The sequence below is a fragment of the Blochmannia endosymbiont of Camponotus nipponensis genome (assembly GCF_009827135.1).
Lineage (GTDB): Bacteria > Pseudomonadota > Gammaproteobacteria > Enterobacterales > Enterobacteriaceae > Blochmanniella.
The window spans coordinates 342552-354781 of the sequence record NZ_CP046534.1; the positions used below are offsets into that span (position 1 = coordinate 342552).

Consider the following 12230-nt stretch of genomic DNA (forward strand, 5'->3'; position numbering starts at 1 on the left):
TGTGGTATAAGAGACTATATATAATATTATAATATATGAGTGCAATACATAACATCAAAAACAATAATTTTTGCACACTATATGTATGTATTATACACTAAATTATCTGACGCATTAATGAATACAAATATATAATAAATCAATAATAAACCTAATGAATATTAGGTACAATACATATTATTTTATTTAATAAAATATACAAATTTTGTATATAACATGAAATAATATAGTAAACTATTTACAAATACAATCAGGCCCCTTAGCTCAGATTGGTTAGAGCAGGCGACTCATAATCGCTTGGTCGCTGGTTCAAATCCAGCAGGGGCCATATACAGATATATACGTTATGTTAGATATCTATAAATCACATATAAACCCAATTAATTTAAAACATCATTTTTACTAAAATAAATAAAAAATTGATATCTTTCCGATTATTTCATTATTATTATTGTGAATTCTTATTGTTATATACTATAATACAAACGGCACTTCTAACCTTTCCAAAAGGAAACCTAAAAAAACAAGCACAAACACCCATACAAATGAACTGATCCAATTAAATAATTGAAAGCGAACGGAATTTAATCCAGATACTCCTGCAATAATAGGTAATACTGTTCTTACAAACACTATAAACCGACCAATAAAAAAAGCCGTAGGTAATCCATGTCTGTTGATTATATAAATTGCCTTTTGATATGATTTATTTGGTAAAAAAGATAACCAACGTTTTAAAATTTTACTATTTTTTAGAAATTTACCTTGTAAATAACTCATCCAACTACCCAAACCTGCAGCTATTGTTAATATCCCTATAGTGATAACAAAATTCAAAGTACCTTTTGCAATTAAAATTCCCAATATGACCAACAAACTATCTCCAGGCAAAAAAACAGCTATAAGAACAGCATTCTCCAAAAAAAGAATGAGAAATATTAAAAAATAAATAGCTAACAAAAATTTTATATTATTTCCTAATGTAAAATTATTTTGCCATACTACGTTGAATAGTTCTTTTAACATATTCATTATTTAATTAATTCCATAGTGTATAAAATACATATCAAATTAAATAATTATATTTATCGAATACATTTAACATAATGAAATCACTTATCAATAAAAACTTATATGAAATGCGTAATCTTAAAAAGAACTTTGTACAAAGTAATCCAGCTACAATTTTTATAATTGATAATATTTGGATTAATTACTACGATTATAATATTTTATAAATATTTTATAGGGATATCAAATTTCTAATTTTATATATATAATATATATACTATTACATATGTTTTCATAAAACAGCACACTACTAACAATATTAACTATTATTTTAAAAAATATAAAAACTACTGCCTATATACTAAAACTACTAATAATACGTATAAATATCAACTTAAATAGATATATATATCTATCTGTCTAAATAAATAACAATTATTCATCACAAAATATCTATCTTTCAAGCAACTCATAATTTTATAAAAATACAGTCTTTACTACTATGATTAATATCATGTTTTCAACACTAATTACCTAAAAATATTATTTTGATACAACATTAATATTTTTCGTATAAAAACAGTAACTCACTACTACATAATAACTATTTATTGTCAATAAGGAGTCAGCCGTTAAGCCGGGTTCTGTCTTGGACAATCATTCATCTAAACTAACATTCGCATATTAGTTTTAGCAGCTTACCCAAGTTCAGTACGGACCATACTATTGAACTTCTATTTAGCCTTGCTCCGAGTGGAGTTTACATAACACGAACTGTTACCAATTCGGATGGTGTGCTCTTACCACACCTTTTCACCCTTACCCATACATACTGGCATAAGAGTAAATTTATTATGCCAGTATGTATGGGCGGTTTTCTTTCTGTTGCACTTGTCGTAGATTCATATCTCCCAGGTATTACCTGGCACTCTGTCCTATGGAGCCCGGACTTTCCTCTCCTCCATTTATATTATACCAATTATATGATAATCACTATAAATATAAAGAAGCAGCGATTGTCTAGCCAACTCCCGAGCATATTATAACTGTTTTTCATACCATGTCATCAATCAAATGGCTCTGATCTTTAATCTTATTTGATTTTTCTCTCAAATACTTTTTATAAAGTACATTCTTTCGAACACCATATATATATCCAACCAAAGTAGCAGCTCTTTTTACAGATAACTCGGATGCTAATAACTTCATCACACTAAATACTTTTGGTGATAATTTCTTCCTTTTAAGAGAATGTCCTGCGACCACCAAAACTATCTCTCCTTGAATCCGAGAATTATCCTCTTGCACCCAAGATAACAATTGACCAATAGGTGCTCCATCAATAGACTCCCATACTTTAGTTAATTCTCGTGCTAATACAACATAACGTTCTAACCCAAAAACACTAGCTATATCTTGTAAAGTCTCTATTATTCGATGTTTTACATCATAAAAAATTAATGTACGCGATTCTTCTAATAAAACTTGTAAACGACCTATTCGTAAATTACGTTTATGTGGTAAAAATCCTTCAAAACAAAAACGATGTGTTGGTAATCCAGATCCACATAATGCAGTGATTGCTGCACATGGACCAGGTAACGGAATAATTCTAATTCTTGCTTTCTGACAAGATTTCACCAACAAATATCCTGGATCATTAATCAATGGAGTACCCGCATCAGATACTAAAGCAACACTTAATCCTGCTTGTAATTTTGATATTAATATTGGTATTTTTTTAAATTCATTATGCTGATTTAATACACACAAAGATACACGAATAGAAAAAAAATTTAGCAATATATGAGTACGACGTGTATCCTCTGCAGCAACACAATCTACTTGACGTAAGACTGATAACGCGCGATACGTAATATCCTGCAGATTTCCTATAGGAGTCGGAACTATATACAATGCAGGTACAGATACGCAATCAATTACTGAAGATAACATCATTTTTACATACTATCATTCAAATCAACAAACACCATTTTAATAAAAATCATCAAAAATTTTTATATTTTTTATCTAAAAAAGATTTCAACCCACAACCTATTATTTTAATATCAACATTAATGATAACTCATAACATCATCACAATTAAATTCACAAGTATCTCGAAAAATATATTTTTAAAATTAAACGACATTAAATTATTAAAACACTATTATTTATCACATAATCTATTTTAAAACAATCTCCCAATAATATTACACTTCAAAAAATAGTAAATATAATTAAACATTCAAAACAATCTCGTAGATATACTATTCTTTTCAAGCATATCCTGATAATTACGTTATACTATATATATTTATATGCATAAAATATAATTAAAACATAGTTACTGTTACTAAGTTATAATATTCAAATAAATTATTTAAAATAACTTATTTATTAAAACCATAATAAAAAATTAATACTAATGTTGTATCTTTATGGCTTCTGAACACATACATTCATATAAATGAATATTAAATATCATATAATTATTCAAACATTATTAATTTCATTTTTTGTATTAACGTTACATGCTTGCTGTTCAAGCATCCTAACTATTGGTTCTGCTGCGTTAATAACCACAACATGGAATGATCCTCGTACTATTGGTACTCAATTGGATGATAGTATTTTGAAAGCTCATATTGCTCATGCTCTTCATAAAAATCAACATATCAAAAAATCATCAAGAATAAAAAGTACTGTATATCAAGGCAATGTATTATTAACTGGACAAACTTCTTCTATTTCTATTGCTGAAGAAGCCATACAAATAGTCATGCAAATTAACGGAACAAAAAATATTTATAATGCAATTCGTCAAAATACACCAATATGCACACGATCTATTCTAATAGATATCTGGATTAGCAGTCAAATACGCTTAAATCTATTTATTAAAAAAGGTATAAATACTGCTAATATTAAAATAATTACAGAAAACAAAGAAGTATTTCTTTTAGGAATTGTTACCCATGAAGAAAATAAATATACCAAAAAAATTGCGAATTCAGTAAACGGAGTAAAAAATGTATTTACTGTGTTTTCTTATACATAAAATACGAGACATAATTAAAAACTACATCAAAAAAAATTCTAAATATAGAAAGTTACTGATAAAAAATACATCTAATACATTATAATATATATTTATAAATTAATGTTACTTTAAATATCACCCATAAACACTTAAAAAATAACATATTTATAAATATACAAAAATCACAACTAAATAATACAACCTTTTTCCACTATCCATCCATAATTTACAATCTATAAACATATACAATAATTAACATAAAACAATAATAAATATATAGATTATTTATATAAAATAAAATTTTTCATGTTGTATCTGATGATTCAATCCCCCATTCAATAACCCAATTACATTTCCTAATATCAATGTATACGGAACTGAACTACAATCACACATTTATATGACTTTATAAAAACATCTAACCCCACATACACATTTAAATCATATTACTAAATTTAGCTTGAAATTGTCACAAATTTGTTCCTAATCAATACATATATCGATACTCACTCAAATTAAATTAACTCTAATCTCGTTAAGAACAAGAGAATATTTGCTTCATGATAATATAGTTATAAACATAATCAAATTGCCACAATTTACTATTTACATTATTAATATAAAAACCAATCACCATCATGTACCAACTTTTATTTAAAACAATAACTATTAAAAATATCTTACATTCCAAGATAACAAAAATTAATTCGTATATTATTATATACGATTACTCTACCATAATTATTTTTATCCTCTTCCAATAAAAGAATTTACCACTAACTTTATATATTTGATTGATCAAATATATAAGAAATAAAAAACTATAATGCTTATTATATAACTAATTACTGTTACAATCAACAACTAAAAATAGCCACCTGAATTTAAAAATCATTTGATTAAACACACAAAAACACTGTATTTTCTCTAAATTCACACTAAAATTTGTTAAATAACTAATATAAACAGACAACCTATCCTGATCTTCTCTAAAATATTTATCTACCAAATTACAATAAATGCTGATTCAATACATCAAAATTATATCAACCATACCATCATCAACCTAATATTGCCATCATCTTACTCATCAAACTATGCCAATATAATTAAGTCCAACACTTATTACGTTTTTTATTCTTAATAAAAATTTTATATTTCACTTCAAAAATTACTAACATAGTAATATAAAAAATAAATAAATCCTACTACTCATTCACTAATGCAAACGCAAGACTATATTTAATAGATATCAACGCTTAGAAAACTGAGGGCGTCTACGTGCTTTACGTAAACCCACTTTTTTTCTTTCCACCTCTCTAGAGTCCCTAGTCACTAATCCAACTGAACGTAATACACCACGCAATTTCTCATCATACTGCAATAATGCCCGAGTCACCCCATGACATATCGCTCCAGCTTGCCCAGATACACCGCCACCTTTTACGGTAATATATACATCTAATTTATTGGATAAATTAGTAATTTTCAAAGGTCTCATAATAATTGATTGAACATTATTTTTAGGAAAATATTGATCTAATGTACGTTTATTTATAATAACTTTTCCATTATTCATCGTTCCTAATTTAAGAAACACTCGAGCAGAAGCACTCTTTCTTCGTCCAGTACCATAATAATATTGATTATTAAAAGTTATGGTTTTATTATTTTCCATCCTATTTACTCATTAACAATCTATATACTGAGGTACTTGTGCAGCATGTGCATGAACACTACCTGAATACACTCTAAGTCTACCATACATCATGCGACCTAAAGGACCTTTAGGCAACATGCCTCTTACTGCAATTTCAATTACCTTCTCAGGATGTCTACTTATCATCCTTTTAAAATTAGATTGCTTAATGCCTCCAATATATCCAGTATGATGATAATAAATTTTGCAGTCACGTTTATGACCGCTCACAGATACTTCTGTTGCATTCAAAACAATAACATAATCTCCCATGTCAACATGAGGAGTGTATTCCACTTTATGCTTACCAATTAAATATCTAGCAATTACAGTAGATAGACGACCAAGTATTTTATTTTTAGCATCAATAATATGCCATGTTCGCCTAATTACATTTGTTTTTACCATAAAAGTTCTCATGGAAATAATACACTCAATTCAATATAAATATTCAAACTTATTACTAACCAAAAAGAAACGATTGAATATACCACACAACGCCGTACATTCCATACATGTTACCACAGTTTACTTTTATAAAAAAAATAAAATTTCTCTAATTGTTTATACCCTACAATCAGTAGGCATTAATATTTAATTCATGAAATACCTCAATCCGTATATCATAACATAAATTAATTGATAAAATAATTAAAAAATATTATTAAAATTACATTTAACACTGAATACATCATTCTTATATCTTTACAATAAATAAAATAATAATTTATATTTTGAAATATGATTGTTACTATCGTTTAATTTTTTAAAAACACTGGGGTACTTATTTGAAAATACCACTAGATTTAATTATTTATCCATTTGCTTCATAGCATTATACATGAATACTTATTGATAAAGAAAATCAAGTAGAATAAAATCGTTTCGAACAACATATACATTAACCAAATAAATAGTTACATTATTCTTTATATACGGATAACGTTGCATTTATACAATAAATATCAATAAAAAATGATCACATATCATCCAATGAGCAACACAACAATACACCACATAAAACAAATTTAGGAGTATTCTCATGGTATGGATATACATACTCGTAAGCTTAATGATTGGAATTGTTATAGGAGCATCTATAATGTATTACAAAGCACGTTATTTATTACATGATCAAAAAACTTTATATAATGAATTACAAAATAACAAAATTAAACTAAATGAATATCAAAAAGAATTAAATAATCACTTTGTCCACACTATAGAATTACTGAATAAAATGGCAGAAGATTACCATCATCTATATCGTAATGTCAAAAAAAGCGCTAAATTTTTTTTACCAAATATACATACTCAAGATAATATGTACACATTTAATATAAAAAGAACAAAAACAAAAAATGAACAATTACCAATAGAAGCACCATTAGATTACTCTAGCAATACTAAAAATATTCTAAAAAATCATGACGATAAATAACATAAAAATTCCACTATTTTACATAAAGGACCTAATACATCACACACTATATACATATAAGCAATATAATTCTTCTAGTATTATAATCCATGAAGAATGAAACATGAATTCTAGATATAAAATGTACATAATTTAGCATTAAATTTTTTAACAACAATTAAAATAAAACATCATTTTTTAAAATGATAACTAATCAAATTAATTATTTATGAAAACAACACATTTATTTAATATATTAAGTATATTCTTTATATTAGGAATGTCATGTTCTGAATCTTCCATAAATCATACCACATTCTCTACAGGAATATCATCGGAAGTATTACCAAGTTTAGCTCCCATGTTAGATACCGTACTGCCAGCTGTTGTAAGTGTACATGTAGAAGGCATGCAACCTGCAAAAAGACTTACTTTACCTAAAGAATTTAAATATTTTTTTGGACCAGACATTCCTGGAGGCAACTTCGGAGCTAGACCATTCGAAGGACTAGGATCAGGAGTAATTATTAATGCTAACAAAGGATATATTATTACTAACAATCATGTTGTCAATGGCGCAGATAAAATTAAGATACAACTTAATGATGGTCGAGAATTTAATGCCAAATTAGTAGGACATGATGAACAAACTGATTTGGCATTACTTCAATTATTGAAGTTTAAAAATCTTTCTGAAATAAAAATGGCTGATTCTGATATTTTAAAAGTTGGTGATTTTGCTGTTGCAATTGGCAATCCATTTGGATTAGGTCAAACAGCAACTTCTGGAATTATATCAGCATTAGGAAGAAGCGGTTTAAACCTTGAAGGATTAGAAAATTTTATACAAACTGATGCTTCCATAAATAGAGGAAATTCTGGAGGCGCTCTGGTTAACTTGCATGGAGAATTAATTGGTATCAATACTGCCATTTTAGCACCCGGAGGAGGAAATATTGGTATTGGTTTTGCTATTCCTAGTAATATTGTAAAAAATTTAAGTCAACAATTAATCGAATTTGGAGAAGTAAAACGAGGACAATTAGGAATAAAAGGAACAGAATTAACTGCTGATATAGCCAAAGCACTTAACATAGATGCACAACGTGGTGCATTCGTTAGCGAAGTTCTACCAGGTACTGCAGCCGCTAAAGCAAATATCAAAGCAGGAGATATTATCGTATCTATAGAAGGGAAACCAATAAAAAATTTTGCAGAGTTAAGGGTTAAAATTGGTACTACTACTCCAGGTAAAATTATAACGCTAGGATTATTGCGAGACGGAAGAATACAGACAGTATCAGTCTTATTAGATGACAGCACCTCCGTTAGTACTAGTGAAGAAATGTTAACTCCAGCATTACAAGGAGCTTCCTTAAGTAATGGATATTTAAAAGATGGAACAAAAGGAGTACAAGTTGAAGAAGTAATAAAAGATTCTCCAGCTTATTCTATTGGACTACAAAAAGGCGACATAATAGTCGGATTAAATCGCGCAAAAATCAATAATCTATCTCAATTACGGAAAATTTTAAACGAAAAACCACCAATCATTGCGCTTAACATCGTTCGTGGAGATACAAATATCTTTTTATTACTCCGATAAGTCTAATATTATTTGAAAAGAAATGCAACTGCAAAAAAAATAATACATCCTGTATTGTTCAAATTTTTGATAAAAATAAATACTTTTTGTATGTTAAAATATAAATCAAGAAAAATTAATAATCAAGTTATTTCTTATAACTAGTAATACGCTCAATATGAGCCCCCATATCTTTTAATTTTCTTTCAAAATGATCATATCCACGATCAATATGATATACGCCATCAACTATCGTTAATCCTTCTGCAATACAGCCGGCCAATATTAAACTTGCAGAAGCCCTCAAATCCGTTGCCATAACTTGCGTACCAATTAATGAATCAACACCATGACAAACAATCATATTATTTGATTTTTCAATACGAGCTCCCATGCGAATAAGCTCTGGTACATGCATAAATCTATTTTCAAATATTGTTTCTATAATTTTTCCTGTACCTTCAGACACTATATTTAATAAAGTAAATTGTGCTTGCATATCAGTAGGAAATCCTGGATATGGTTTAGTGCATATAGTAATAGCTTTCGGTCTTTTCCCATGCATATTCAATCCAATCCAATCCTTGCCAATATTAATATCAGCTCCAGATTCACTTAATTTCTTTAAAACAAAATGCAAAGTATCTGGACGAGATCTTAAGCAAACTACATTTGCGCGTGAAATAGCAGCAGCAACTAAAAAAGTTCCAGTTTCAATGCGATCTGGCATAATATAATATTTTCCACCGCCTAATTTTTGAGCTCCCTCAATAGTAATTCTATTACTTCCAGCTCCATTAATATTGGTTCCTAACATAATAAGAAAATTAGCAGTATCAACAATCTCTGGTTCACGAGCAGCATTGTCAATTACAGTAGTCCCTTCTGCTAAAGCAGCAGCGCTCATGATAGTAACCGTAGCACCAACACTAATTTTATCCATTACAATGTGAGCACCATGTAATTTACCATTCACAGAAGCTATAACATACTCTTCTTCTAATATAATGGTTGCTCCCAACTGTTTTAAACCATTAACATGTAAATCTACTGATCTTTTTCCAATCGAACATCCCCCAGGTAACCAAATTTTTCCATATCCAAATCGAGCTACTAATGGTCCTAATGCCCAAATAGAAGCACGCATAGACCTAACTAAATCATAAGAAGCACAACTTGCATTAACACTACTGGCATCCACCAAGACCACATCACAATGTTCCACTTTTGCTCCAAATTGTTGTAATAATTTTACAGTAACATCAATATCCTTCAATTTAGGAACATTAAAAATTTCCACCGGTTCTTCAGTTAACAACGTAGCAAACAAAATTGGTAATGCAGAATTTTTCGCCCCTGATATATTCACTTCCCCGCTTAAAGGAGTAGGACCATGAATATAAAATCTATCCATTATCATCATTTAACATCAATCATATATTAATACTATAAGAATTAACAACTACTTGATATACTACACAACCGACGCTTCTCGTTCCATTCTTCAGGGTTAAACGCTTGAATAGATATAGCATGAATTTCATTATTTAATATATATTTCATAAGAGGAGCGTATATAATTTTATGACGTTCTAATTCATTCATATCATAAAAAACATGACCTATAGCAACAATTTGATAATTATCCTCATAAAGAGTAACATACACTTCATCTAATGATAAATGCTGTAATAAAATACTTTTCACTTCATCTACATTCATAATTTTCAAACCATTCTAGTAAAAATAACCACAATAATAACTCAAAAAAATTATATTTTCATATTTTTTATATCTGATAATTATTATACTATAAATTTTTAAGTGAAAAATATCATACAATTTTTAGCTCATATAAACCAAACAATGATTATTTATACTATTAAAAACAATATGCAGTCACTACCATTACTATTTGAAAAATTCAAATAAAAATGAATTATAACATAAAATATATGAGATACACAAAATACACTAATAAGAATCAATATTCGATATTATTAAAATTTTCACATATATCCCTGCTTTTCATTATAATTAAATCAGTGTTGATACTATTTCTCATTCAAATATAAAAGCAAATCCAAATACACAATTTTATTGTTTATCTTTAACAATAAAATTGTGTATTATCTTTTTCAAGATAAATTATTAATTTTTCTATCTGTTCTATAACATTGCATCCTGAAAACGTTTTTATCACCACATATTGCTAAATATATACAACACAAATATATGATCTTGCCATAATGATAATTATGATCATTGATAACATCAATACCATAAACTTTAATAAAATTTCCAAAAAAAATTACTCATATATTAATACTATATAATATCTTTAAATAAGAGATTAAAAATAAAATGACATGTTATATAATCAAAATCAATTTTTTTACTAATGATAAAAAATCTACCCTCAATTATATAATCAAAAAATTAGAAAATTAAGATGTTAAATATCATCACAATTATGCATATCATCTTGATGATAAAACTTAAAAAATAAAATACAATGATATTCTATATATATTTTATATAAAAAATCTTATATCTATTATTAAAAAATATAAAAAGATAAAAAATTTTTTTGTACACAATCATCATTATGAAATATTATTCTCATAATAACACATTAAAATAATATATGAAATTATTATTCAGCTCATGATAATATCATCAACTATAATTAATAAATTTTAAACAATATTTATTGTACTGATATACAGCATCCAACTACTGTCAGAATATACACTTATATTTAGTAATGCTAATCAGCAATAATACCATTACTCACATAAATTTTAATTTCAAAATAGTTGTTATTAAATAAATAAAGAACATTTAAATCATCCAATTACTAACATAAATACAGTATGACATTTATAATTTCTATTTTTATAGTACTTATAATAACTATTTTTTAAAAATTAATTTTCTATTAACATGAACGACTATAAATAACAATACTTTTACAAAAGACACTGCTTTATACTTAAATTTTGTAATGCAACTCCCACATTTCCAATTCTATAACAACCCACTTTTATTTATTACGCTATAATAAATATACCACCATATGAATAATTAATGCTATTAAAGTTAGTAAATTCGTATAAAAATTAATATATCTAAATCCAAACAATTTAATTACATAAAAAATATATAATTTCTTTAATATTTTTATTTCAAAATCACAAAATACATATACTACCATAAATATCTATCTACTATATTAATAAATAAATAGATTAAAACTATACTATCCAATACAACATAAAAAATAATAAAAACAGATCTTATATAGAGATATATATTTTCATACTTTTACAATATAAAAACATTCTTTATTGTTCCATATTCCAAATCCAAAAATATAGTTCTTTTATAAAAAATTTTTCGATTTTTTTCTTTAAAAATAAATGCATTTGTTATACTGTTACAATATATTCTCAAATTTTTATTTGTATTG

The 12230-nt window shown here is 26.9% G+C and carries 9 protein-coding genes, 1 tRNA gene and 1 other RNA gene; 4 read left to right on the plus strand and 7 right to left on the minus strand.

Annotated elements, in window-relative coordinates:
• Window positions 1-253: 253 nt before the first annotated feature.
• Window positions 254-328 (plus strand) — tRNA-Ile (locus tag GN161_RS01455).
• A 146-nt stretch (window positions 329-474) separates the two neighbouring features.
• Here GN161_RS01455 and GN161_RS01460 read toward each other — a convergent pair.
• From GN161_RS01460 to rsmI, 3 genes are all read right to left on the minus strand, one after another.
• A complete protein-coding gene (locus GN161_RS01460; RefSeq protein ID WP_159714902.1) occupies window positions 475-1032 on the minus strand; it encodes a DedA family protein in 558 nt (185 codons plus the stop codon).
• Window positions 1033-1628: 596 nt separating this feature from the next.
• An RNA gene (gene rnpB / locus GN161_RS01465) (RNase P RNA component class A) lies at window positions 1629-2043 on the minus strand.
• A gap of 21 nt (window positions 2044-2064) precedes the next feature.
• Window positions 2065-2967, minus strand: a complete 903-nt coding sequence (gene rsmI / locus GN161_RS01470) for a 16S rRNA (cytidine(1402)-2'-O)-methyltransferase (RefSeq protein WP_159715532.1) — start codon at window positions 2965-2967, stop codon at window positions 2065-2067.
• A 514-nt stretch (window positions 2968-3481) separates the two neighbouring features.
• Here rsmI and dolP point away from each other — a divergent pair.
• The gene (dolP, locus tag GN161_RS01475) at window positions 3482-4072 is read left to right on the plus strand and encodes a division/outer membrane stress-associated lipid-binding lipoprotein (protein ID WP_159714904.1); all 591 of its coding nucleotides are present in this window, start codon (window positions 3482-3484) and stop codon (window positions 4070-4072) included.
• Window positions 4073-5306: 1234 nt separating this feature from the next.
• On the opposite strand, the gene rpsI is transcribed toward dolP, so the two are convergent.
• Both rpsI and rplM read right to left on the minus strand, forming a co-directional pair.
• A complete protein-coding gene (rpsI, locus tag GN161_RS01480; protein WP_159714906.1) occupies window positions 5307-5732 on the minus strand; it encodes a 30S ribosomal protein S9 in 426 nt (141 codons plus the stop codon).
• Between the two features lie 12 nt (window positions 5733-5744).
• On the minus strand, window positions 5745-6173 hold the full coding sequence (gene rplM, locus GN161_RS01485) for a 50S ribosomal protein L13 (RefSeq protein ID WP_159714908.1): 429 nt from the start codon (window positions 6171-6173) through the stop codon (window positions 5745-5747).
• Between the two features lie 622 nt (window positions 6174-6795).
• Between rplM and GN161_RS01490 the strand changes: the two genes are divergently transcribed.
• Entirely contained in the window at window positions 6796-7194 is a 399-nt protein-coding gene (locus GN161_RS01490; protein WP_159714910.1) for a Z-ring associated ZapG family protein, read from the plus strand.
• A gap of 208 nt (window positions 7195-7402) precedes the next feature.
• On the plus strand, window positions 7403-8779 hold the full coding sequence (locus tag GN161_RS01495; protein WP_159714912.1) for a Do family serine endopeptidase: 1377 nt from the start codon (window positions 7403-7405) through the stop codon (window positions 8777-8779).
• Window positions 8780-8906: 127 nt separating this feature from the next.
• Here GN161_RS01495 and murA read toward each other — a convergent pair whose 3' ends face one another.
• Window positions 8907-10172: a UDP-N-acetylglucosamine 1-carboxyvinyltransferase gene (gene murA, locus GN161_RS01500; protein WP_159715533.1), complete on the minus strand. Its 1266-nt coding sequence runs from the start codon at window positions 10170-10172 to the stop codon at window positions 8907-8909.
• Window positions 10173-10213: 41 nt separating this feature from the next.
• Entirely contained in the window at window positions 10214-10480 is a 267-nt protein-coding gene (locus GN161_RS01505) for a BolA family protein (RefSeq protein WP_159714914.1), read from the minus strand.
• Between the last annotated feature and the right edge of the window lie 1750 nt (window positions 10481-12230).